Annotated in this window: 24 protein-coding genes; 6 read left to right on the top strand and 18 right to left on the bottom strand. The window is 71.4% G+C overall.

The window, feature by feature from the left end:
• Positions 1 to 175: 175 nt before the first annotated feature.
• The 5 genes from tatC to AB0B39_RS24055 form a co-directional block, all read right to left on the bottom strand.
• Complete coding sequence (gene tatC / locus AB0B39_RS24075; protein WP_234581928.1) at positions 176 to 1126, bottom strand: twin-arginine translocase subunit TatC; 951 nt, start codon at positions 1124 to 1126, stop codon at positions 176 to 178.
• Between the two features lie 18 nt (positions 1127 to 1144).
• Positions 1145 to 1459 (bottom strand): Sec-independent protein translocase subunit TatA, encoded by a 315-nt coding sequence (gene tatA, locus AB0B39_RS24070; protein ID WP_279516191.1) that lies wholly within the window; start codon positions 1457 to 1459, stop codon positions 1145 to 1147.
• Positions 1460 to 1640: 181 nt separating this feature from the next.
• On the bottom strand, positions 1641 to 1886 hold the full coding sequence (locus AB0B39_RS24065; protein ID WP_357575449.1) for a hypothetical protein: 246 nt from the start codon (positions 1884 to 1886) through the stop codon (positions 1641 to 1643).
• Positions 1887 to 1896: 10 nt separating this feature from the next.
• On the bottom strand, positions 1897 to 2955 hold the full coding sequence (locus AB0B39_RS24060; protein ID WP_357490276.1) for a YafY family protein: 1059 nt from the start codon (positions 2953 to 2955) through the stop codon (positions 1897 to 1899).
• The gene (locus tag AB0B39_RS24055) at positions 2952 to 3950 is read right to left on the bottom strand and encodes a WYL domain-containing protein (RefSeq protein WP_234581931.1); all 999 of its coding nucleotides are present in this window, start codon (positions 3948 to 3950) and stop codon (positions 2952 to 2954) included. The genes AB0B39_RS24060 and AB0B39_RS24055 overlap by 4 nt, the downstream gene beginning before the upstream one ends.
• Before the next feature lie 119 nt (positions 3951 to 4069).
• Here AB0B39_RS24055 and AB0B39_RS24050 point away from each other — a divergent pair, with 119 nt between their 5' ends.
• Positions 4070 to 5167 carry a cation diffusion facilitator family transporter gene (locus AB0B39_RS24050; RefSeq protein WP_357490274.1) on the top strand — a complete coding sequence of 366 codons (1098 nt, stop codon included), beginning with the start codon at positions 4070 to 4072 and terminating at the stop codon, positions 5165 to 5167.
• Positions 5168 to 5222: 55 nt separating this feature from the next.
• The gene (locus tag AB0B39_RS24045; protein WP_357575448.1) at positions 5223 to 6308 is read left to right on the top strand and encodes a DUF3866 family protein; all 1086 of its coding nucleotides are present in this window, start codon (positions 5223 to 5225) and stop codon (positions 6306 to 6308) included.
• 17 nt (positions 6309 to 6325) lie between these two features.
• Here the strand turns inward: AB0B39_RS24045 and AB0B39_RS24040 are convergent, their stop codons facing one another.
• The 4 genes from AB0B39_RS24040 to rfbA form a co-directional block, all read right to left on the bottom strand.
• Positions 6326 to 7468: an oxalate decarboxylase family bicupin gene (locus AB0B39_RS24040; RefSeq protein WP_357490270.1), complete on the bottom strand. Its 1143-nt coding sequence runs from the start codon at positions 7466 to 7468 to the stop codon at positions 6326 to 6328.
• Between the two features lie 154 nt (positions 7469 to 7622).
• Positions 7623 to 7826: a hypothetical protein gene (locus AB0B39_RS24035; RefSeq protein WP_234581935.1), complete on the bottom strand. Its 204-nt coding sequence runs from the start codon at positions 7824 to 7826 to the stop codon at positions 7623 to 7625.
• A 68-nt stretch (positions 7827 to 7894) separates the two neighbouring features.
• Entirely contained in the window at positions 7895 to 9253 is a 1359-nt protein-coding gene (gene pafA / locus AB0B39_RS24030; protein WP_234581936.1) for a Pup--protein ligase, read from the bottom strand.
• A 123-nt stretch (positions 9254 to 9376) separates the two neighbouring features.
• Positions 9377 to 10261 carry a glucose-1-phosphate thymidylyltransferase RfbA gene (gene rfbA, locus AB0B39_RS24025; RefSeq protein ID WP_357490268.1) on the bottom strand — a complete coding sequence of 295 codons (885 nt, stop codon included), beginning with the start codon at positions 10259 to 10261 and terminating at the stop codon, positions 9377 to 9379.
• 92 nt (positions 10262 to 10353) lie between these two features.
• Here rfbA and rfbB point away from each other — a divergent pair, with 92 nt between their 5' ends.
• On the top strand, positions 10354 to 11355 hold the full coding sequence (gene rfbB / locus AB0B39_RS24020) for a dTDP-glucose 4,6-dehydratase (RefSeq protein WP_357575447.1): 1002 nt from the start codon (positions 10354 to 10356) through the stop codon (positions 11353 to 11355).
• A gap of 229 nt (positions 11356 to 11584) precedes the next feature.
• Here the strand turns inward: rfbB and prcA are convergent, their stop codons facing one another.
• The 6 genes from prcA to arc form a co-directional block, all read right to left on the bottom strand.
• Positions 11585 to 12415, bottom strand: a complete 831-nt coding sequence (gene prcA, locus AB0B39_RS24015; RefSeq protein ID WP_234581939.1) for a proteasome subunit alpha — start codon at positions 12413 to 12415, stop codon at positions 11585 to 11587.
• A gap of 61 nt (positions 12416 to 12476) precedes the next feature.
• On the bottom strand, positions 12477 to 13316 hold the full coding sequence (gene prcB, locus AB0B39_RS24010) for a proteasome subunit beta (protein ID WP_234581940.1): 840 nt from the start codon (positions 13314 to 13316) through the stop codon (positions 12477 to 12479).
• The gene (locus AB0B39_RS24005) at positions 13235 to 13666 is read right to left on the bottom strand and encodes an endonuclease VII domain-containing protein (RefSeq protein ID WP_357575446.1); all 432 of its coding nucleotides are present in this window, start codon (positions 13664 to 13666) and stop codon (positions 13235 to 13237) included. The genes prcB and AB0B39_RS24005 overlap by 82 nt, the downstream gene beginning before the upstream one ends.
• A 245-nt stretch (positions 13667 to 13911) precedes the next feature.
• Positions 13912 to 14127 (bottom strand): ubiquitin-like protein Pup, encoded by a 216-nt coding sequence (locus tag AB0B39_RS24000; RefSeq protein WP_030332902.1) that lies wholly within the window; start codon positions 14125 to 14127, stop codon positions 13912 to 13914.
• A 104-nt stretch (positions 14128 to 14231) separates the two neighbouring features.
• Entirely contained in the window at positions 14232 to 15749 is a 1518-nt protein-coding gene (dop, locus tag AB0B39_RS23995; protein ID WP_357490263.1) for a depupylase/deamidase Dop, read from the bottom strand.
• Positions 15750 to 16058: 309 nt separating this feature from the next.
• A complete protein-coding gene (gene arc / locus AB0B39_RS23990) occupies positions 16059 to 17843 on the bottom strand; it encodes a proteasome ATPase (protein WP_234581942.1) in 1785 nt (594 codons plus the stop codon).
• A gap of 178 nt (positions 17844 to 18021) precedes the next feature.
• Between arc and AB0B39_RS23985 the strand changes: the two genes are divergently transcribed.
• Entirely contained in the window at positions 18022 to 18315 is a 294-nt protein-coding gene (locus AB0B39_RS23985; RefSeq protein WP_039908212.1) for a ferredoxin, read from the top strand.
• A gap of 63 nt (positions 18316 to 18378) precedes the next feature.
• Here the strand turns inward: AB0B39_RS23985 and AB0B39_RS23980 are convergent, their stop codons facing one another.
• The 3 genes from AB0B39_RS23980 to AB0B39_RS23970 are packed head-to-tail and all read right to left on the bottom strand — an operon-like array spanning position 18379 to position 21132.
• The gene (locus AB0B39_RS23980) at positions 18379 to 18951 is read right to left on the bottom strand and encodes a hypothetical protein (protein ID WP_234581943.1); all 573 of its coding nucleotides are present in this window, start codon (positions 18949 to 18951) and stop codon (positions 18379 to 18381) included.
• 28 nt (positions 18952 to 18979) lie between these two features.
• A complete protein-coding gene (locus AB0B39_RS23975) occupies positions 18980 to 19933 on the bottom strand; it encodes a tRNA (adenine-N1)-methyltransferase (RefSeq protein ID WP_357575500.1) in 954 nt (317 codons plus the stop codon).
• Positions 19934 to 19977: 44 nt separating this feature from the next.
• Positions 19978 to 21132 (bottom strand): site-2 protease family protein, encoded by a 1155-nt coding sequence (locus AB0B39_RS23970; protein ID WP_357490260.1) that lies wholly within the window; start codon positions 21130 to 21132, stop codon positions 19978 to 19980.
• 77 nt (positions 21133 to 21209) lie between these two features.
• Here AB0B39_RS23970 and AB0B39_RS23965 point away from each other — a divergent pair, with 77 nt between their 5' ends.
• Together AB0B39_RS23965 and AB0B39_RS23960 are read left to right on the top strand one after the other, a co-directional pair.
• On the top strand, positions 21210 to 22124 hold the full coding sequence (locus tag AB0B39_RS23965; RefSeq protein WP_234581945.1) for a PD-(D/E)XK nuclease family protein: 915 nt from the start codon (positions 21210 to 21212) through the stop codon (positions 22122 to 22124).
• A gap of 176 nt (positions 22125 to 22300) precedes the next feature.
• Positions 22301 to 22987, top strand: a complete 687-nt coding sequence (locus tag AB0B39_RS23960) for a response regulator transcription factor (protein WP_357490259.1) — start codon at positions 22301 to 22303, stop codon at positions 22985 to 22987.
• Positions 22988 to 23210: the final 223 nt, after the last annotated feature.

Genomic DNA, 23210 nt, shown 5'->3' with positions numbered 1-23210 from the left:
GCGGTCACGGGCAGCACCGTACCGGTCGGACACCCGCCGTTCACCCGGGGCGGCCGACGTCACGATCAGTCTCGCCGCCGGCGCGTCGGGTGAGCGTCCTGCGGGGCCGCTGACACGACGACGCCGCCCCCGGCAGGCGGGGACGGCGTCGGTGCACTCCGGCGGCGCGGGGCCGTCAGGTCATGTCGTCGTAGCGGCGTTCGATGGGCGCCGGCTTCGCGATCGGTTCGGGCGCACCGATCGGCGCTGTCGCGTCGACCCGCTGCCCGGCCACGACCGGGTCCGTGTCGAACTCCAGCGGCGAGACCTCGTCGTCGTCGAGACCGGCGTAGACCTCCTTGCCCCGCCCACGCCGCCGGTCGTTGATGAACGCCACCCCGACCGCCCCGAAGTAGAGCGCGGAGAGGCAGACCGCCAGGGCGGTCATCCCGAACGGGTCCGGCGTGGGGGTGACCACTGCGGAGAACGCGAAGAACACGAAGATCGCCACCCGCCACCAGCTGAGCAGCCGCTTCGCGCTGGCGAGGCCCACGAAGTTGAGCATCAGCACGATCAGCGGGAACTCGAACGCCACACCGAACAGCAGGATCAGGTTGGTGACGAACGAGATGTAGCGGGTGACCTCCAGGGTCGTCGAGATGTCATCGCCGGACACGTTCATCAGGAACTCGAGGCCCTTGGCGGTGACGAAGAACGCCAGCACCGCACCGGCGGCGAAGAGCGGTGCCGCCAGGGCCGTGAACGCGTACGCGTAGCGCCGCTCGTGCCGGTGCAGACCGGGCGCGATGAACGCCCAGAGCTGATAGAGCCAGATCGGCGCCGCGATGATCAGGCCCACCCAGAGGCCGATCTTCAGGTTCAACAGGAAGAGGTCCGCCGGGCCGAGCTGGACGAACAGGCACTTGCCGGACGCGTCCTTCGACCCCGGCAGGTCGCAGTACGGCTGCGACAGCAGGTGCCGCACCGGCTCGGCCAGCCAGATGCCGAAGCCGAAGCCGACCAGGATCGCCAGCGAGGCGCGGAACAGACGATTACGCAGCTCACGGACGTGCTCGATGAGCGTCATCGAGCCGTCGGCGGCCCGTTCGAAGGTGCTCGGGCCGCGCTTACGCAGGGCGAAGGCCACTGTGGTGGGGCCCTTCGGTCAGTTGTCGCGGACGCGGTGCACCGGGTCGACGACCGGCTGCTGCGGCGGCGCCTGCTGGTACGGCGCCTGCTGCGGCTGCCCGGCGTACGGCGCCTGCTGTCCGGTGTGCGGCGGCAGCGGCTGGTAGCCGGCCTGCGCGTCAGCCTTCTCGGCCAGGTCGCGGTCGTCGTCCTGCAGGCTCTTGGTCTCGGCCTTGATGATCCGCAGCGAGCGACCCAGCGAGCGGGCCGCGTCGGGAAGCCGCTTCGCACCGAAGAGCAGGATCAGCACAACCACGAGAACTGCGATGTGCCACGGCTTGAGGGCACCCATGAGAAGCTCCAGTCGCTCTGTGTCCGGGGGGTGATACGCAGCCCATCGTACGTGCGGATGGACCGAATGCCACAGGCCGGGGATGATGATCAGGGCCCGGCCGGTGAAGTCTTGACCAACCGCGATGATCAGTCAACCATCGCCACCCGACCAAGGGACGGCGGTGGCCGGCAGAGGTCGGTCAGCCGCGCTTGGCCTTGATCACGGCGAGTCGCTGCTGGGCGGTGTCGAGCTGGCGCTGAACACCCTCGGCGCGCTGCTGCAACGCCTCGGCGGTCTCCCGTAGCGCCTCCGCCTCGGTGGCCCGCCGCTGCAACGCCACCGCGGCGCGGCGCAGCCGGGGCAGCCGGCTCACCACCGGGCGTACGGCAAGCGCGAGCGCCACGAGCGGGAGCAGCACCACCGCGAGCACGATCCAGATCAGCACGCCGGTCAGCCTACTGGGTGCGGGCAGGCACCGCCGGATCGCCCGCCGGCACGCCGACCGGCACGGAATCGGCCGGCGCACGCCGGGGAACGGCCGCCGGCACGGCGTACGCGTCGAGCGCGGCGGCTGCGGTCGCCCGGACCTGCTCGGCCAGCTCGACCGGGGCGACCACTGTGACGTCCGGGCCAAGGCCCAGCACGAACCGCCGCGCCCACCCCAGGTCGGTCACCCGCAGCGAGACGAGCCACTCGTCGCCGTCGCCGGCCTCCACCCGCTCGCACGGGTAGTACTCGGTGATCCACCGCTCGCCCCGCCCGATCCGCAGGGTGATCAGCGGCAGGTCCGGCGACGGCCGGAACACACCCTCGGTGAGGTCGTGCGGGACGGCCTGCGGCGGGACGGTGGCCGGCTCGTCCAGCTCGGTGATCGCGTCGATCCGGTCGGCCCGGAACAGCCGGACGGCCTCCGCGCGCCGGCACCACGCCTCCACGTACGCCCGGCCGCCGACCATCAGCATCCGCAGCGGGTCGACGACGCGCTCGGTGGTCTCGTCCCGGGCCGCCGTGTAGTAGGTGATCCGCAGCGCCTTTCCGCCCTCCACGGCGGCGCGCAGCGCCTCGACCCGCCGGGTGTCCCCGGGCAGCCGGACCGCGACCGGTGCGCCCACCAGGTCACCGGCGGCGTCCTCGATCTTCGCGAGGGCCCGTTCGATGGCCTCCCGGTTGGCCACGCCGGGGGTCTCGGCGAGCATCCGCAGCGCCACCACGAGCGCGAGGGCCTCGTCGGGGGTGAGCCGCAGCGGTCGGTCGATGCCGGCGTCGTAGGTGATGGTCACCCGGTCGCCGTCGAACGCCATGTCGATCAGGTCACCGGGGCCGTAACCGGGCAGCCCACACACCCACAGGAGCTCCAGGTCCTCCCGGAGCTGCCGTTCGGTGACGCCCAGGTCACCGGCCGCCTCGGCGATCTCGATGCCGGGCCGGGCCAGCAGGTAGGGAACCAGGTTGAGCAGCCGCGCCAGTCGGTCGGCGGAGGCGCGGGAACCGCCGCGGGCGGCCGGACGCGTCACCGGGCACCCCCGGTGACGGTCAGCTCGTCGTGCCGGACGGCGATCTCCTTGAGTCGCTGGATGACCGCTTCGCGGACCTCCGGCGGGTCGAGCACCCGCACGTCCGGGCCGTACCCGACGAGTTGGCCGGCCAGAGAGTCCGGGTCGGCGTACGGCAGGACGAGGTGGTCGCCGTCCGGCCCGGCGGTCACCTCCACCGCCCAGCGGCGCAGACCGGCGGCCCGCCCGGACGCCGCCAGCACGGTGGCCCGGCCGGTGCGCTCCACCGGCCCGGACCAACGGGCCACGTGGCTGATCAGGTCGACGCCGGCCGGTGGCTCGTACGCGCCGGATGCGCCGGTGACCCGGACAGCGCCGACCACCCGGGACAGGCGGAAGCAGCGGGTCGCCGCGCGGTCCAGGTCGTGGCCCACCACGTACCACCGCCCTCGCCAGCAGACCACGCCCCACGGCTGGAGGCGGCGGCGGGTGGGCGCGTCCTGGTCGGGCACCCGGTAGTCGAACCCGACCTCGCGGCGGTCCCGCGCGGCGGCCGTCAGCGGCGCGAACGCCGGATCGACGGTGACCATCGGCTCCAGGCCGAGGGTGGCCTGCGGGTCGACGTCCACCCCGGCGGCGCGCAGCTTGGCCAGCCCGGACGACGCGGCGGCGGCCAGCCCGGCGTGCTGCCACAGACGGGCGGCGATGCCGACCGCGGCGGCCTCGTCGGGTTCCAGGGGGATGTCGGGCAGCGCGTACTCACGGTGGGCGATGCGGTAGCCGGGCTCGGCGTCGAAGACACTGGCCGTGCCGGTCTCCAGCGGCACGCCCAGCTCGCGCAGCTCGGCCTTGTCCCGCTCGAACTTGCGCTGGAACGCCTCATGGTCGCGCGCGTCGTCGGGGTCGTGCTCGTAGCCGGGCACGGTCGCGGCGATCTGCGCGGCGGTCAGGAACCGTCGCGTGGACAGGAGGCAGATCACCAGGTTGACCAGGCGTTCGGTGCGGGTCCGCGACACGCGGTAGACGCTAGCAGCCGACACGCCAAGGACGTGCACCCACGCGGGCGTGCCGCACACTTGTTCGGATCGAGCCCCTCCCCCGGCGAGCCGCCGCCCGCCGCCATAGTGTTGCCCTCATGTCGCAGGGCGAGATGAAGACCGAGAGCGAGAGCGTCGGCACGGTGGTCGTCGCGGGCGCCGCCAACCTCGCCATCGCGATCGCCAAGCTGATCGCCGGGCTGATCTCCGGGTCGGCCGCGATGCTCTCCGAGGCGGCGCACTCGGTCGCCGACACGACCACCGAGGTGCTGCTGTTCCAGGCGCTGCGCCGCGGAGCCCGCCCGGCCGACCGACGACACCCCTTCGGGTACGGCAAGGAGAGCTACGTCTGGGCGTTCTTCGCCGCCATGTTCACCTTCGTGGCCGGCGCCGGCTTCGCCGTCACCCACGGCGTCACCACGATCCTCGTGCACGAGCACAGCGGCGACTATCTGATCTCGTACATCGTGCTGGCGGTGTCGTTCGTCATCGAGTCGATCTCGCTGGCGCGGGCCGTGCGGCAGGTCCGCCGCGAGTCCGCGCGCTGGCAGACGACACCTCGGCGGTTCCTGCGACTGACCGCCGACACCACGGTCAAGGCGGTCTTCCTGGAGGACAGCGCGGCCCTGATCGGCCTGCTGCTGGCCGCGCTGGGCGTCGGCCTGTCCGAGGCCACCGGCGACGAGGTGTGGGACGGCGTCGCGTCGATCCTGATCGGGTTGCTGCTGCTGACCGTCGCCGGGATCCTGGCCAGCAACAACCTGTCGCTGCTGGTCGGCCGGGCCGTTCCGGAGCGGCTGCGCCGCGAGATCGAACGCGACCTGGCCGGGCTGCCCGAGGTGGAACGCATCGACACCCTGCTGACGATGCAGCTCGGCCCGGACGACATCCTCGTCGCCGCGAAGGTCGACTTCCGCGACGAGGCCACCGGCGCGGCCATCGAGGCCACCGCCGACGAGGCCGAGCGGCGGCTCACCGAGCGGTACCCGGAGATCCGTTTCGTCTTCCTCGACCCCACCCGCTCGCTGCCCGGGGCCGTCGGGCAGGCCCGCGCCACCCAGGCCGCGCCCAGCGCCGACGCCGGGGGCGAACCCGGCTCCACCCAGGCGAGTCCGAGGGCCGACGCCGAGGGTGACTCCGACCCCACCCAGGCCAGGCCGAGCGCCGACCTCGGCGGCGAACCCGACGCCCGCTGAGGGGTGGACCGACCCGGGCGCGGGCCGGCTGGTCCGCGCGGCTAGCGTGCCCGTCATGGTGCGATGGCGGGCGGGGACGGTGGCGGCGCTGCGGCGGCAGTGGACCGGGGCGGTGGAACTCGACGTCGACCTGCCCGACGGCACGCGCATGCGGGCGCTGGCCTATCCCGAACTGGTCGGCACGCCCGAGCCGGGTGACCGGGTGCTGCTCAACGCGGGCGCGCTGCTGATGGGGTTGGGCACCGGCGGCTACGCCCTCGTGGTGGCCCTGCCGGACCGGCTGCCGCCGGACCCGCCGGACGCCGGCGACACCCGCGACGCCGGGCACCTGGTCAAGGCCCGCTACACCCCGTTGCAGCCGATCCTGCTCGGCGTCGACGAGGAGGCCAGCCCGCACCGCGCCCTGCTCGCCGACGCCGACGACCTGGGTGGAATGCCGGTGGTCACCGCCGACCTGCACTCGGCCCTGCCGGCGATCCTGGCCGGCATCCGGGCCGGGGCCCCGCAGGCCCGGGTGGCGTACCTGCTCACCGACGGCGGGGCGTTGCCGGCCTGGTTCTCCCGCACGCTCGCCGGGCTGCGCGCCGAACTGGCCGGGACGATCACCGTCGGGCAGGCGTTCGGCGGCGACCTGGAGGCCACCACCCTGCATGGCGGTCTGCTCGCCGCCCGCCACGTGCTGGACGCGGACGTGGCCATCGTCGCCCAGGGGCCCGGCAACCTGGGCACCGGCACCCGGTGGGGTTTCTCCGGCGTCGCCGTCGGCGAGGCCGTCAACGCGATCGCCACGCTCGGCGGCCGCCCGATCGGCTCACTGCGCATCTCCGACGCCGACCCCCGCCCCCGGCACCGGGGCGTGTCGCACCACAGCCTCACCGCGTACGGCCGGGTCGCCCTCGCCCCGGCGGAGCTGGTGGTGCCCGACGACCTGGACCCGGCCCTTGCCGCCGAGGTCGACGCGGCGCTGGCGCCGCTGACGGCCCGACACCGGATCGTCCGGGTGCCCACCGCCGGCCTCGACGCCGCGCTGCGCGCCAGTACCGTGCCGCTGTCCACGATGGGCCGCAACCTGGACGCCGACCACGCCTACTTCCTGACGGCCGCCGCCGCCGGCCGCCACGCCACCACCCACCTCCCCTAACCCACCCGGGGTCGGGGTCAGCGGATCACCGGGCGTTGGTCTCTTGGTAGGGCTTCGATCAGCTCTCGGGGAAGGTTGAGGGTGTCGGCGCTGACCTGGGCCGGGGTGTTCGCCATCCACTGGGTCAGCGAGACGGACTCGAACCGGGGCTTGCGGAACATCTCCAGGAAGACCAGCGGTTCGGTGCCGAGGTTCTCGATGTAGTGGCCGTAGGCGAACGGCACGTACCCGACGTCACCCGAGCGCATGTCGAAGGTGCCCGCCACGCCCTGAGAGGCGAACACGCCCATCCGACCGTGGCCGGAGAGGTAGTACTGCCACTCGTCGTCGGTGGGGTGCCAGTGCAGCTCGCGCATCCCACCCGGGTCGACCTCGACCAGCGCGGCGCAGATCGTGGTGGCCGCCGGGAACTGGGTGACGTCGGCGATGCGGACCTGGCCGCCGGCGAACCGTTGAGGCTGCTGCGCGAGCAGCCGGTGGCTCAGGCTGCGGGGCACGTCCCCGCTCGGGCTGACCACCTTGTCGCGGTCCAGCGGCGGCGGCACCTGCCCCGCGAAGATGTACCTCTCCCGCTCCGGGATCGAGTCGAGCTGCTCGGGTCGCCAGCCGAAGTTCTTGGCCAGCACGTCCTTCGGGGTGTGCGCGAAGAAGTCGCTGATCAGGAACGTGCCGTTCTCGGTGAACGCGCCGTCGTCGAAGACGAGCAGGAACTCCACGCCCTCGTCGAGCGCCTGGATGTGGTGCGGCACCCCCTGCGGGAAGAACCACAGGTCACCGGCGCGTACGTCGTCGAGGAAGTTGCGGCCCTCCTGGTCGACGGCGCTGATCCGGGCGCTGCCCCGCGACACGTACGCCCACTCGGACTGCTTGTGCCAGTGCATCTCCCGGTAGCCGCCCGGTTCCAGCGCCATGTCCACACCGCTGAGCTCGGTGGCGATCGGCAGCTCCCGTACGGTCACCTCGCGGGTCCAGCCGCCGCGTTGCACGCGGGTATGCGCGTCGGAGAACGAGAACCGCAGGTTGGGCAGCGTCCCCGCATCCGTGCTGGGCGGGGTCAGCAGATCGGGATTCTGCCGGTCCCGGACCACGTCGCGCGGACCCGGGTCCTGCCAGCCTCCCCCACCGCGTTCCGGCTGCGGCACCGTCCGGTCGTCGTCCATGATCGCCTCCCGCGTCGTCGCGTCCGGGTGTCGTCGACGCGGTGGGCGGGCGGGCCCCCCACGACGGCGACATCGGCGGGTACCCGTCGACGCGACCCGGCCGGGCCAACCTCTGGCCCCGGTGGGTCACCGCTCGCGCGACAGCGCCGAGGGATCAGGAGAGGAAGATCAGGGCGAGCCAGCCGCCCACGATGAGCACCAGCGCCAGGGCCAGCACCCACGTCGGCACGGTGTACTCACCGCGCCGGTTGCGGTCGACCTCGGCGCGGATCTTCTCCCGCCGGCGTTCGACCCAGTTCTGCCGTTCGGTGCCGCGCTCGGAGCGCTCGGAACGGTCGGATGGTCCAGAAGTCGTCATGGCCGGCTCAGCCTACCGGGCCGGCCGACCCCGTCGGCGGCACACCACCGCCGGGGCCGGCACACCCGTCACATGCTGGCGATCAACCGCTCCACGCGCTCGTCGTACGCCCGGAAGGGGTCCTTGCAGAGCACCGTGCGCTGCGCCTGGTCGTTGAGCTTCAGGTGCACCCAGTCGACGGTGAAGTCGCGCCGCTTCTCCTGGGCGTGCCGGATGAACTCGCCGCGCAGCCGCGCCCGCGTGGTCTGCGGCGGGGTCTCCTTGGCCTCGAAGATCTCCGGGTCGGTGGCCACCCGGTCCACCTCGCCGCGACGCTCCAGCAGCCCGTAGAGGCCACGCCCACGGCGCACGTCGTGGTACGCCAGGTCCATCTGCGCGACCCGGGGGTGGGACAGCGGCAGGTCGTGCTTGCGCTGGTAGCGCTCGATCAGCCGCAGCTTGCTGACCCAGTCGATCTCGCGCGAGACCGGCTCCAGATCACCGCTCTCCACCGCGTTGAGCACCCGGCCCCACAGCTCGACGACCCGCTTGGCGGCCTGGTCGCCGCCGCGGCGCTCGACGAACTCGGTGGCCTTGGCCAGGTACTCCTGCTGGATGTCCAGCGCGCTGACCTCCTTGCCGGAGGCCAGCCGCACCTTGCGCCGACCGGTGATGTCGTGCGACACCTCGCGGATCGCCCGGATCGGGTTCTCCAGCGACAGGTCCCGCATGACGACCCCGGCCTCGATCATCCGCAGCACGATGTCGGCGGTGCCGACCTTGAGCAGCGTGGTGACCTCGTTCATGTTCGAGTCGCCGACGATCACGTGCAGGCGCCGGTAGCGCTCGGCGTCGGCGTGCGGCTCGTCGCGCGTGTTGATGATCGGCCGGCTGCGGGTCGTCGCCGAGGAGACGCCCTCCCAGATGTGCTCGGCCCGCTGGGACAGGCAGTAGACCGCGCCGCGCGGGGTCTGCAGGACCTTGCCGGCCCCACAGATCAACTGCCGGGTGACCAGGAACGGGATGAGCACGTCAGCGAGCCGGCCGAACTCGCCGTGCCGCGAGACCAGGTAGTTCTCGTGGCAGCCGTACGAGTTGCCGGCCGAGTCGGTGTTGTTCTTGAACAGGTAGATCTCACCTGCGATGCCCTCGTCGTGCAGCCGCTTCTCCGCATCGACGAGCAGCCCCTCCAGGATCCGCTCGCCGGCCCGGTCGTGGGCCACCAGGTCGGTCACCGAGTCGCACTCCGGTGTCGCGTACTCCGGATGCGACCCGACGTCCAGGTAGAGACGGGCCCCGTTGCGCAGGAACACGTTGCTCGACCGGCCCCAGGACACGACGCGACGGAACAGATACCGCGCGACCTCGTCCGGGGACAGCCGCCGCTGCCCGCGATAGGTGCAGGTGACGCCGTACTCGGTCTCGAGGCCGAAGATTCGCCGCTCCATGATGAGACATTAGCCGCCCGGAGGCCCGGTTCGTCACTGTCACACCACAGGTCGTACTCCGGGGGTGTTCACATAACGGTTGAGTGCGACATTCCGTCCGGCCCGAGGCTCGCTCCCGGATCCTCATCGGGTCAACGGCGCGTTCTTCTCGGCCAGCAGACCGAAAAGGTAGTCGCCGAAGCCGCTCTTGGTCAGAGGCTCGGCGAGCGCGGCCAGCTGGTCGTCGTCGATGAGGCCCGCCCGCCAGGCCACCTCCTCGACGCAACCGATCTTCAGGCCCTGCCGCTCCTCGATCACCCGGACGAACTCGCCGGCCTGCATCATCGAGGCGAACGTGCCGGTGTCCAGCCAGGCCGTGCCCCGGTCCAGCAGGGTGACGGACAGCTCACCGGTCTCCCGGTACACCTCGTTGACCGCCGTGATCTCCAACTCGCCCCGGGGGCTGGGCGTGATCTTGCGGGCGATGTCCACCACGCGGTTGTCGTAGAAGTACAGGCCGGGCACCGCGTAGCGCGACTTCGGCCGAGCCGGCTTCTCCTCGATCGAGAGCACCCGACCCTCGGCGTCGAAGTCCACCACGCCGTAATCCTGCGGGTTGGACACCGGGTACGCGAACACCCGGCCGCCGACGAGGTCGCTGTGGGTGGCCAACTGCCGACCCAGACCGACGCCGTGGAAGATGTTGTCGCCGAGGATCAGCCCCACCGAATCGTCGCCGATGAAGTCCGCGCCGAGGATGAACGCCTGGGCGATGCCCTCCGGGCGGGCCTGCGTGGCGTACTCCAGCCGCAGTCCGAACTGGCTGCCGTCGCCGAGCAACCGGCGGAACTGGTCCTGGTCCTCCGGTGTGGTGATCATCAGGATCTCCCGCACACCGGACATCACCAGCGTGGAGAGCGGGTAGTAGATCATCGGCTTATCGAAGATCGGCATCAGCTGCTTGGACACCGCCCGCGTGATCGGCCAGAGCCGAGAGCCGGTGCCGCCAGCGAGTACGATTCCGCGCACCCAGGGGAGCTTAGCCGCAACCAACCAGCCCGTCGGCCTGTCGGTTTTTGCCGGACAGCCGGGCCCACCACTTCGCGTACACTCCTGGACACGTGAGGTTCCTCGTCACCGGCGGCGCCGGATTCATCGGTTCAGAATTCGTCCGCATGCTGCTGGGCGTGCCTGGTGGCACCGCCTCGGGTGTGCCCGCGGTCGACCCCGCCGGCGTGACCGTGCTCGACAAGCTCACCTACTCGGGCAACCTGGCGAACCTCGACCCGGTGCGCGACGACCCGCGGCTGCGCTTCGTCCACGGCGACATCTGCGACCCCACCGTCGTCGACGAGGTGGTCCCCGGGCACGACGTGATCGTGCACTTCGCGGCGGAATCGCACGTCGACCGCTCGATCGTCGGCCCCGCGCCGTTCGTCACCACCAACGTGCTCGGCACGCAGACCCTGTTGGACGCCGCGCTGCGCCACGGCACCGGCCGCTTCGTGCACATCTCCACCGACGAGGTGTACGGGTCGATCGACGAGGGCTCCTGGACCGAGACCTGGCCGCTCGCACCGACCTCGCCGTACTCGGCCTCGAAGGCCGGCTCCGACCTGCTCGCCCTGGCCTACCACCGCACCCACGGCATGGACGTGGTGGTCACCCGCTGCTCCAACAACTACGGGCCGTACCAGTTCCCCGAGAAGGTCGTCCCGCTGTTCGTCTCCAACCTGCTCGACGGCGGCACCGTTCCCCTCTACGGCGACGGCGGCAACATCCGCGACTGGCTGCACGTGCACGACCACTGCCGGGGCATCGCGCTGGTCGCGCAGAAGGGCCGTGGCGGCGAGGTCTACCACATCGGCGGCGGCACGGAACTGACCAACAAGGAGCTGACCGGCCTGCTGCTGGATGCCTGCGGCGCCGACTGGGACCGGGTCGTCCCGGTCGCCGACCGCAAGGGCCACGACCGCCGCTACTCGCTGGACATCACCAAGATCAAACAAGAGTTGGGGTACGCCCCGAGCATCGACCTCGCCGACGGCCTGGCGCAGACCGTGCAGTGGTACCGCGAAAACCGGGCCTGGTGGGAGCCGTTGAAGGCCGCACCGGCCGCATGACCCGGTCGTCCGACGCCGACGATCGGGCCGCCGCGAGTCGGCCACTCCTTCCGGGGCCGGCACACCACCGTTCGCCTCCGCCATTATCGGCGACCGAAACGGCTTCAACGGCCCCGTCGTCGGTCCCTGCGACCGCACGTACAGATCGGTGGAGCCGAGCCAGGACAGGGCGTTCAACGCCGTCGGCGGGCACCCCGTTCCTCCGGGCCGCCCGCCGACACGACGCGCGCTACTTGCCGTCCGCCGGCTTGTCCTCCAGATCGGCGGAGCCCGCCGACGTCGTCGGCTTGTGCGCCTCCGTGGTCGGCTGCGCCGGCGTGTCCGGCCCACCCGCCTCGGCCGGCTGCTCGGCTGCCGCGACATCACCGTCCAGCAGCGCCGTCAGCGCCGCGCCCGTGATCCGGCGGAACGTACGACCCACCCGCTGGCGGTCCAGCACCGCCACCTCGAGCTGGTTGGCGGCGATCGTGCGGGCCGCGCCGCCCTCACCACCGACGCTGCTCAACGCCTGCACCGCCACCCGGGCCGCCTCGCCGAGGGACATGTCCGCCCGGTGCTGGGACTTCAGCACACCGGTGATCGCCTCGGCCTGACCACCCATGGCCATCCGGCCGGGCTCGTCGTTGACCGACCCGTCATAGGTGAGCCGGTACAGCTCGTCGTCGTCCGGAGTCGCCCCGACCTCCGCGACACAGATCTCCACCTCGAACGGCTTCGACTGCTCGGTGAAGATCGCGCCGAGCGTCTGCGCGAACGCGTTGGCGAGCGCCCGCCCGGTGACGTCGCGCCGGTCGTAGCTCAGACCGTTCAGGTCGGCCATCCGCACGCCCGCCCGACGCAGATTCTCGAACTCGTTGTACCGACCGACGGCGGCGAAGCCGATCCGGTCGTAGATCTCGCTGACCTTGTGCAGGGCACTGGAGAGGTTCTCCGCGACGAAGAGCACCCCGCCGGAGTAGCTCAGGACCACCGCGCTGCGACCCCGAGCGATGCCCTTGCGGGCCAGCTCGGAGCGGTCGCGCATGATCTGTTCGGGCGAGGCGTAGAACTGCATGGCCACGGCGGCGGTTCTCCTTACGGCGCTGTGCTGACGACTGCGGACTGGTGGGGGTGGACGGGGCTCATCCGCCCGGGTTCTCCATCCGGCCGGCGACCACACCCTCGGCGATCGCCGCCGTCTCGGTGTCGGTCAACCGGCGGGTGCCCTCGGCGGTAGCGGTCATCACCACCGGATAGATCCGGCGGGTCAGGTCCGGTCCGCCGGTCGCGGTGTCGTCGTCGGCCGCGTCGTAGAGCGCCTCGACCGCGAGCCGGGTCGCGTCGTCCACGGACAGGCCCGCCCGGAAGCGCTTCTTCAACGCCGACTTCGCAAACAGCGAGCCCGAGCCGATCGCGTCGTACCCGGTCTCCTCGTACGGGCCACCGGTCACGTCGAAGCTGAAGATCCGCCCCGCCCGAGCCGGGTCGGCGGCGGCCAGGTCGAAGCCGGCGAACAGCGGCACCACCGCCAGGCCCTGCATGGCCGCGCCCAGGTTGCCCCGGATCATCGACGCCAGCCGGTTGGCCTTGCCGTCGAGCGAGAGCATCGCGCCCTCGATCTTCTCGTAGTGCTCCAGCTCCACCTGGAACAGTCGCATCAGCTCGATGCCGATGCCCGCGGTGCCCGCGATGCCGACCAGCGAGTACGCGTCGGCGGGGTGCACCTTCTCGATGTCGCGCTGGGCGATCAGGTTGCCCATGGTGGCCCGTCGGTCGCCGGCCATCACCACACCGCCGGCGGCCGAGATCGCCACGATGGTGGTCGCGTGCGGCGCCAGGTCGGCGGCCATGCCCGGCGGCAGCGGCCGACGACCGGGCAGCATCTCGGGCGCCACCCGGCTCAGAAACGTGGTGAAGGAGGACGTCCCCGCGTTGGTGAACACATCTGGTAGACGCCCGGATGGATCAAAGCCCGCTGCCACGTGGTTCCTCTCAGGTACGTGATCGCCCTGGCCAGCCTCGTAGGACTGTCACGGAACTGGCCAAGACCACCGTTGCAGTTGAAGCAGAGTATCCCGCGCACCCATCCGGTGCGATGATCGTGGTCCAGATGTTGCGGGTCCGCGCCGCCGCAGATCGCGCAGACCCCGCCCTGCTCGGCCAGGAGCTCCTGGAACTCCTTCTCCCCGATGCCGTAGCGGCGACGGAGGTGGTACTCGCGGGTCCCGCCGTAGAGCCGCTGCGCAGTCTCCTTGCCGCGCGCGTTGTGGCAGGGCTTGCAGTAACTGTGCCGGCCATTGGCCTTGGTGCTGGTGGTTGGGAAGTCCTCCACCGGCTTGATCTGATCGCAGTCCGGGCACCACTTCAGACCCTCACCGACCGGGGTCCGTGACCTGCGCTGCGGCGAAACCCCACGCTTGCGGCGACTAGCCTCCGACCGGACGTTTGCGCACGACTTGCAGTAGAAGGCGAGACCGTCCGTTCGTCGGCGGTCGCTATGGAACTCGGTGCGGGGCAGCGACCGCTTGCAATCTGGGCATACCTTGTCCGACCGACCCACTGAATCGGACATATGCCTCATTGCCCCCCTTTCTGTACATACCCCCTCACGAATTCTTCTGCATTTTCTTCCAGGACGGAGTCGATTTCGTCGAGGAGGTCGTCGACGTCCTCGGTGATCTCGGCGTGCCGCTCGGCCACCTCGGGGTTGGCCTCCGTGGTGACGTCCTCGATCTCCTCGCCCTGGCGGGACTTGCCGGACTGCGACTGGCCGCCGCTGTCATGAGTGGCCATTGCTGCCTCCTCCACGATCGTCTGCGATGAACTTACCTCGCTCGGACGACGAAAAGCCCGCCGCGCGCCGGCTTGCGACGCACAGCGGGCATTCGGCGGCGCGTTCAGCCGCCGGTCAACGTCTCCAACAGGTCCTTGGCGCTGGCGCAGCGGTCGAACAGGGCGCCGACGTGGGCGCGGGTGCCCCGCTCCGGCTCCATCATCGGCACCCGGACCAGCGACTCGCGGCCCACGTCGAAGATCACCGAGTCCCAGCTCGCGGCGACCACCTCGGAGGCGTACTGGGCGAGGCAGCGGCCACGGAAGTAGGCCCGGGTGTCCTCCGGGGGCTCGGTCATGGCGCTGCGGGTCTCCTCGTCGGTGAGCAGCGTCTTCATCGCCCCTCGGGAGACCAGCCGGTTGTAGAGGCCCTTGTCCGGACGTACGTCGGAGTACTGCAGGTCGACGAGTTGGAGCTTGTGCGAGCCCCAGCCGAGCTTCTCCCGCTCGCGGTAGCCCTCCAGCAGCCGCAGCTTGGCCACCCAGTCCAGCTCGTCGGCGCAGAGCATCGGGTCGCGGCCGAGCCGGTCCAGCACGTCCTCCCAGCGGTCCAGCACGTCGGCGGTCTGCTCGTCGACGTCGGTGCCGTAGCGGTCGTCGACAAAGGACCGCACCCGCTCCAGGTACGCCCACTGCACGTCCAGGGCGGTCAGCCGGCGGCCGTCGCGCAGCCTCATGAGGTGCGTGAGCGAGGGGTCGTGGCTGACCGCGCGCAGTTCGCTGACCGGGTCGGCGATGCCGAGGTCGGCGCCGAGCGCCTTCTCCTCGATCATGGTGAGGATCAGCGCGGTGGTGCCGACCTTGAGGTAGGTGGAGATCTCGGAGAGGTTGGCGTCGCCGATGATGACGTGCAGCCGGCGGTACTTGTCGGCGTCGGCGTGCGGCTCGTCGCGGGTGTTGATGATCGGCCGCTTGAGGGTGGTCTCCAGGCCGACCTCGACCTCGAAGAAGTCGGCGCGCTGGGAGATCTGGAAGCCGCTCTGCCCGCCGTCCTGCCCGATGCCGACGCGGCCGGCGCCGCAGACGATCTGTCGGGTCACGAAGAACGGCGTCAGGTACGCCACGATGTCGGCGAACGGGGTCTGCCGGCGCATCAGGTAGTTCTCGTGAGCGCCGTAGCTGGCGCCCTTGTTGTCGGTGTTGTTCTTGTAGAGGTGGATCGGCTGGCTGCCGGGGATGGTGGCGGCCCGGCGGGACGCCTCGGCCATGACCCGCTCGCCGGCCTTGTCCCAGCGCACGATGTCGCGGGGCGTGGTGACCTCGGGGGTGGAGTATTCGGGGTGGGCGTGGTCCACGTAGAGGCGTGCGCCGTTGGTGAGTATCACGTTGGCCAGGCCGAGGTCCTCGTCGGCGAGCGCCTCGGCGGGGTCGTAGGCGGCCCCGGAGTAGGTGAAGCCGCGGGCGTCGCGCAGCGGCGACTCCTCCTCGTAGTCCCAGCGGGCACGTCCGCCCCGGTTGAGCTCGGGCCGGGCCCCGTAGGCGTTGACCACCTGGGACGAGGTGACCATCGGGTTGGCTCCGGCCTGGCCGGGCACGGAGATGCCGTACTCGACCTCGGTGCCCATGATCCGTCTTACGCTCATCGACCTACCCGCTTCGCTCGCCCGACCCGGTCCCCCGTCATGTCGAGCGTAGTCCGACTGTTCGGGGACGGGGGCACGCCGGTGCGGGCGGGTCACCGGGTGTCGGCCCGTGGCGGCGCGCTCAGCACTTGATGATCATCGGCACGGTGGTGACCCACGGGCGTTGGCCCGCAGAGGGTCACGACGGTTGGCCGGCGGTCCGGGCGGGCGGCGGGGTCCCCGGCTCGGCCGCGGCGCGTGGGGCCGGCCGGCGCGACGGGTAGGGGCCCGGGACGCGTCGCGTCCCGGGCCCCTACCGTCACCGTTTGTTCAGAGGTACTGGCCGGTGTTGCTGGCGGTCTCGATGGACCGGCCGGCCTCGGCGCCCTTGCCACCGGAGACGAGCGTGCGGATGTAGACGATCCGCTCGCCCTTCTTGCCGGAGATGCGGGCCCAGTCGTCGGGGTTGGTGGTGTTGGGCAGGTCCTCGTTCTCGCGGAACTCGTCGACGCAGGCGTCGAGCAGGTGCTGCAGGCGCATGCCCTTGCGACCAGAGGTGAGGAATTCCTTGATGGCCATCTTCTTGCTCCGGTCGACGATGTTCTGGATCATCGCGCCGGAGTTGAAGTCCTTGAAGTAGAGGACTTCCTTGTCACCGTTGGCGTAGGTGACCTCGAGGAAGCGGTTCTCCTCGGTTTCGGAGTACATCCGCAGCACCACGGCGTCGATCATCGCGGCGACGGTGGCCTGGGGGTCGGCCCCGTGTTCGGCGAGGTCGTCCGGGTGCAGCGGGAGCCCGGAGAGGATGTACTTGGAGAAGATGTCCTTCGCCGCCTCGGCGTCCGGTCGCTCGATCTTGATTTTCACGTCGAGCCGACCGGGGCGCAGGATCGCCGGGTCGATCATGTCTTCCCGGTTGGAGGCGCCGATGACGATGACGTTCTCCAGACCCTCCACGCCGTCGATCTCACTGAGCAGCTGTGGAACGATCGTGTTCTCCACGTCGGAGGAGACGCCGGAGCCGCGGGTCCGGAAGATCGAGTCCATCTCGTCGAAGAACACGATCACCGGGGTGCCCTCGCCGGCCTTCTCCCGAGCCCGCTGGAAGATCAGCCGGATGTGCCGCTCGGTCTCGCCGACGTACTTGTTGAGCAGCTCCGGGCCCTTGATGTTGAGGAAGAAGCTGGTGTGCTTCTCCTTGCCCTGGCGCTCGGCGATCTTCTTGGCCAGCGAGTTGGCCACCGCCTTGGCGATGAGCGTCTTGCCGCAGCCGGGCGGCCCGTAGAGCAGGATGCCCTTGGGCGGGCGGAGCTGGTGCTCGCGGAACAGGTCCGCGTGCAGGAACGGCAACTCCACCGCGTCGCGGATCTGCTCGATCTGCGACTGGAGGCCACCGATGTCGCCGTAGTCGACGTCGGGCACCTCCTCCAGGACCAGCTCCTCGACCTCGCTCTTCGGGATCCGCTCGTACGCGTACGCCGAGCGGGGCTCGATCATGAGCGAGTCGCCGGCCCGGATCGCCGAGCCGATGAGCGTCTCGGCGAGGTGCACGATGCGCTCCTCGTCGGAGTGGGAGACCACCAGCGCCCGGTCGCCCGGCCCGCCGTTCGGTCCCTCCAGGATCTCCTTGAGCATCACGACCTCACCGACCCGCTCGTACCCGAACGCGTCGACGATGTTGAGCGCGTCGTTGAGCAGGACCTCCTGACCGCGGCGCAACTCGTCCACGTCCAGTGAGGGCGAGACGGCCACCCGCAGCTTGCGGCCGCCGGTGAAGACGTCCACCGTCCCGTCGTCGTGTTTGGCCAGGAAGACTCCGTAGCCACTCGGCGGCTGCGCGAGCCGGTCGATCTCCTCCTTGAGCGTGACGATCTGCGTGCGAGCCTCCTTGAGGGTGCTCACCAGCCGGTCGTTGTTCTCGGTCAGCCGCGCCAACTGTGCCTGGGTGGCCGCCAGCCGCTCTTCGAGCTGCCGGACGTGTCGGGGGCTTTCGGTCAACTTCCGCCGCACCAGGGCGAGTTCCTCCTGAAGGAACGCGACCTGCGTGGAGAGATCGTGGGCTTCCTTCTCCCACCGTGCGGCGCGCGAGTCCGCGTCGTCGCTGCGTGCTGCCACGTCCCACCTCCCCGGGGGGCTTGAACGTTCTGAGCTAACACTAGCCGCTATGAGCCCGATTCGGTCCCACGCAACACCCTCGTCACCGAACCTTGATCGCCAAGGGTGGCCTGCCGGGCCGGTACGGGCGTTCGGGTACCGTCGGAGGCTGGTACGGGAGAACATGGGGGGTGCACCGGTGGCCGAGGTCGCGACCGACCAGTTGCAGGTCTGGGTGGACCAGGATCTCTGCACGGGTGACGGGCTCTGCGTGCAGTACGCGCCGGAGGTGTTCGAGTTCGACATCGACGGCCTGGCGTACGTCAAGGGCGTCGACGGTGAGCTGCGGATGGCGCCGGGCAGCCGGGTGGACGTGCCCGCGCACCTGCGCCTCGAAGTGATCGACTCCGCGAAGGAGTGTCCGGGCGACTGCATCCACGTGGTGCGTGGCGACGGCGTCGAGGTCGCCGGCCCGGACGCCGAGGACGACTGAGCCGAACGGGCGCCGGCGTCGCGCGGACCGCGCGACGCCGGCTCGACCCGAACAGGGGCCGGCTCAGAGCATCGGGCGGCCGACCACCGACGCCACCAGCCGGGCGAACTCCTCCAAGCGGGCGATCTGCCCGGCGCCACCGTCGTCGAGTGTCTTGCCGAAGCGCAGCGCGTCGTGCCGGGGCGTACCCGCCATGTCCTCGCTCGGCGGCGCCTCGTCCAACGAGGTGAGTAGCAGGTAGACGTCGATGCTGTCGACTCGGATCTCGCCGCTGTCGGAGCGGTTGAGTCGCCGCCGGCAGCCCACCTCGGTGACCGTGGAGACCGGTACGACCCGCAGGGACGACGTCATCGATCCCGGCGGCCCCTCCCCCGGCGGCACGTCCTCGCCGTGCCAGAGGATCAGCCGGCTGCCGTCGCAGACGACGACTTCCTGCCACACGCCGTTGACCTCGTTGACGAAGCGTTCCAGGGTGAAGCCGAGCACCGAGGCGCCGCGCAGCACTCCGCCGAGCGCTTCCAGGGCGACGTCCGGGTCGCGCAGATAGGCCCGCGCCGCCGACTCCAGGTCCTGATAGGGCGACCAGTCCGGAAACACGGCGGGCAGGTCGCCGCCGCCGTAACCCGGTCGGCTCATGCCGCCGCCTCCCCCCGCACGCCGATGGTCACGGCCTGTCCATCTCCCCCGTCGCGTCGGGCTGCGCGCCGGCGGCCCTGGCGGCGGCCGCCTGCCGGGCCGCCTCGGCCTCGCGCAGGTCCTGCCGGCGCTGCGCGTACGCCTCGGTGCCCTTGCTGGGCTTGCGGCGGCGCGGCGGCGCGGTGACGCCCGGGGCGAGCTTGCGCGCGGAGACCAGGAACGCGGTGTGCGCGATCATCCGGTGGTCGGGGCGGACGGCGAGGCCTTCGGCATGCCAGTCGCGCACGAGCGACTCCCAGGCGCGGGGCTCGGTCCAGCCGCCGCGCTCGCGCAGTGCCTCGACGAGTTCGGAGAGCTGGGGCGTGGTGGCCACGTAGCCGATGAACACGCCGCCGGGCACCAGCGCCCGCTCGACCATGTCGAGGGTCTCCCAGGGGGTGAGCATGTCCAGGATGATCCGGTCGAAGCCGGTCTCCTGGCACTGTGCGACGTCGCCGACGTGCAGGTTCCAGGAGGGGTGCGGCCCGTTGAAGAACGCCTCGACGTTGCGCTTGGCGATCTGGGCGAAGTCGTCGCGCAGCTCGAACGAGTGCAGCTCCCCCTCGGTGCCTACCGCGCGCAGCAGCGAGCAGCTGAGCGCGCCGGAGCCGGCCCCGGCCTCGAGGACCTTCGCGCCGGGGAAGATATCGCCCATCGCGACGATCTGCGCCGAGTCCTTCGGGTAGATCACCTGGGCGCCGCGCGGCATGGACAGCACGTAGTCCGAGAGCAGCGGGCGCAGCGCCAAAAAGGCGGTGCCGCCGCCGGAGGTGGTCACCACGCTGCCGTCGGGCAGCCCGATCAGCGCGTCGTGGGCCAGGATGCCGCGGTGGGTGTGGAACTCCTTGCCGGGCTCCAGCGTCACGGTGTGCATCCGCCCCTTGGGGTCGGTCAGCTGCACCCGGTCGCCGGGCCGGAACGGGCCACGGTGCACGGGTGTCAGCGCCGGGTTGGCGGGGTCGGCGGCGACGGTGGAGGGAGTTGCGGTCACGATGTCATCTTCCGGTTGGGTTCGAGGAGCTGTGCCAGGTCCCCGATGTGCAGAATGCCGACGACATCTTCGCCTGACGTCACCACGTACTGCGCGCCCGGGTGGGTCTGCACGGCCTCCATCACCCGTTCGCCGTCCAGCCCGACCGCAAGGGTGGGTAGCGCGGCCAGCGCACGGGCGACGGCGTCCACCGCCAGCCAGGGGCGGCGCTCGGCGGGGACGGCCGCGGCGGCGGCCGGGTCGACCAGCGCCACGGGGCGGCCGGTGGAGTCGGTGACCAGCAGCGCGGCGGTGGGCTGCCCGCCCTCGGCGCGGCGGCGCTGGGCCTCGGACAGCGGTGTGCCGGTGGGTACCGGCCAGATCGGCCGCGCCAGTCGGGACAGGTCGATGAGCGGGAACCGCCTGCTGACCCGCGCGGCCCGGATCGACTGGCCGGCGCCGCGCCAGAGCGTGACGGCCACCAGCAGCATCAGTGGCAGCGCCACCGGTACGAGGTAGTCGGTCACGGTCAGCAGGCCGACCAGGGCGGCGGTGCCGACGGCGACGACGCGGCCCGCCCAGCCGGCGACCTCGGTGCCGCGGTGCCGGTCGCGGGTCAGGCCCCACACGGCGGCGCGCAGGGCACGCCCGCCGTCCAGCGGCAGCCCGGGGAGGATGTTGAACAGCGCCACGATGACGTTGCTCAGGGCGAGCTGGAAGGCGAGCTGGTGGGCCACTGTGCCCTGGGGAAGGGCCAGGGTGGCGGCGACCGCGAGGACGCCGAGCACCGCGGAGACCGCCGGGCCGGCAAGCGACACCAGCAGGTCGACCTTCGGCGTCGGGGCGTCCCGTTCCATCTCGGTGTACCCGCCGAGCAGTTCCAGGGTGATCCCGCGCACACCGATGCCGTAGCGGCGGGCGGTGAGCGCGTGACCCAGCTCGTGCAGCAGCACCGAGCCGAGCAGTGACACCACGAACCCGAAGCCGATCAGATAGCCGCTGACCTGCGGCAGGTCCAGTTGCCGGCGGGCGAACTCGGCGTAGAGCACGGCGACCAGCACGGCGAGCAGGAGCATCGAGGCGTTGAGGTGCAACGGCACCCCGAGCACACGGCCCACGCTCAGACCGGATCGCCGGTCGGACCGACGTGGTGGCCGGGTTCTCTGCTCCATCGCACCGATGCTACGGACCGGCCCGGCGTGGGGCGGGCGGCGGGCGGTGTCACACCGGTGCCCTAACCTTTGCGGACATGACGGCGGAACCGGTCACCACCCCCCAGTCCTTCACCCCGGCACAGACACCGCCGACGGTGCGGGCCTCGCTGTCCCCGTCGCGGGCGGCGGATTTCAAGACCTGCCCGCTGCTCTACCGGTTCCGCAGCATCGACCGGCTGCCCGAGCGCACGACCGTCGAGCAGGCCCGGGGCACGCTGGTGCACGCGGTGCTGGAGCGGCTGTTCGACCTGCCCGCGCAGGCCCGCACGCCGGCCGCGGCCGGCGACCTGGTGGCCCCCCAGTGGGACCGGCTGGTCACCGAGCAGCCGGAGCTGGCCGGGATCTTCGACGGCGCCGAGCCGGCCGGCCCGGTGGAGTTCCTGCGCTCCGCGGCGGGGCTGCTGGAGGGCTACTTCGCCGTGGAGGATCCGACCCGGCTGGAGCCGGCCGAACGCGAGAGCCTGATCTCGGCGGTCGTCGACGAGGAGCTGCTCATCCGGGGCTATCTCGACCGGCTCGACGTCGCCCCGGACGGCGCACTGCGGGTGGTCGACTACAAGACCGGCGGCGCACCCCGGGAGGCGTTCGAGGCGCGGGCGCTGTTCCAGCTGAAGTTCTACGCGCTGGTGCTGTGGCGCACCCGGGGGGTGGTGCCCCGGGTGCTGCGTCTGCTCTACCTGCGCGACGCCGAGGTGTTGGATTACACCCCCGACGCCGAGGAGCTGGTCCGCTTCGAGCGCACGGTGGTGGCGTTGTGGCGGGCGATCGAGCAGGCCACCGCCCGGCAGGACTTCCGACCCCGTCCGAGCAGGCTGTGCGACTGGTGCAGTCACCAGGCGATCTGCCCCACCTTCGGTGGCACTCCGCCGCCGTTCCCCGTCGCGGCGGCGAACGCCGATCCGCTGCGTGACGCCCGATCCGCCCCGGTGGTGCCCGGCGCCGACGAGTGACCGTCCGACCGACCGACCGGCCGTCCGGCCGCCGCGACGGTGACACGCGCGGCGCGGACCCGACCGCAGCGGTGCGGGCTCGGTCGGGACAGGGCGCCCGGCCGACCTCTACCGTGGTCCGCGACGCGTCCGCCGGTGGACGCGAGGGTGACCGGCGACGCGGGACGGGAGACGACATGAGCGATCGGGTGGCCCCGGCACGACCGGTACGGATCCTGCTCGCCGACGACCAGCCGCTGCTGCGCACGGGCTTCCGGATGGTGCTGGGCGCCGCGGGTGACCTGGACGTGGTGGCGGAGGCCGGCGACGGCGTGGAGGCGGTGGAGCTGTCCCGGCGGCTCCTGCCCGACGTCGTGCTGATGGACATCCGGATGCCCCGCATGGACGGGGTGGCGGCGACCCGGGCGATCGTCGACTCCCGCCTGCCGGTGCGGGTGCTGGTGCTGACCACGTTCGACCTCGACGAGTACGTGGTGGGGGCGCTGCGCGCGGGCGCCAGCGGGTTCCTGGCCAAGGACGTACCCGCCGAGGAGCTGATCGCGGCGATCCGCACGGTGGCCGGCGGGGACGCGGTGGTCGCGCCGCGGATCCTGCGGCGGCTGCTGGAGCGCTTCGCCGACCTGCTGCCGGACCCGGCGGCGACGCCGTCGGCGACGCTCAGCGCGCTCACCGACCGGGAGCGCGAGGTGCTGGTGCAGGTGGCCCGGGGGTTGTCCAACGCCGAGATCGCCGCGGTGCTGTCGGTCAGCGAGACCACCGTCAAGACCCACGTCGGGCATGTGCTGACGAAGCTGCGGCTGCGCGACCGGGTGCAGGCGGTCGTGCTGGCGTACGAGTCGGGTCTGGTCCGCCCCCGGGCGTAGCGGACACGCGGCGGCTACCCCACCCGGCGTACTCGAAGATCCCTCCGTGGGGGGACGGCGCTGTTGCCGTGCTCACCTACCGTGACCGTAGACGGCTCAGCGCGGTTGACCCTCCTGTGGCGTACGGGGGAAGTGTCGTGTCCGGCGGTGTTTCGCCGGTCGGGAAACCTGTCGATCGGCGGCCGGGTCAGGGGCAACCCTGATGCGGCATGGGGGTGCACCC

This window comes from Micromonospora sp. NPDC049114, from assembly GCF_040648635.1.
In the GTDB taxonomy this organism is placed as follows: domain Bacteria; phylum Actinomycetota; class Actinomycetes; order Mycobacteriales; family Micromonosporaceae; genus Micromonospora.
The sequence above is the reverse complement of the archived record's forward strand: the minus strand, read 5'-3'. Positions and strand labels throughout refer to the sequence as shown.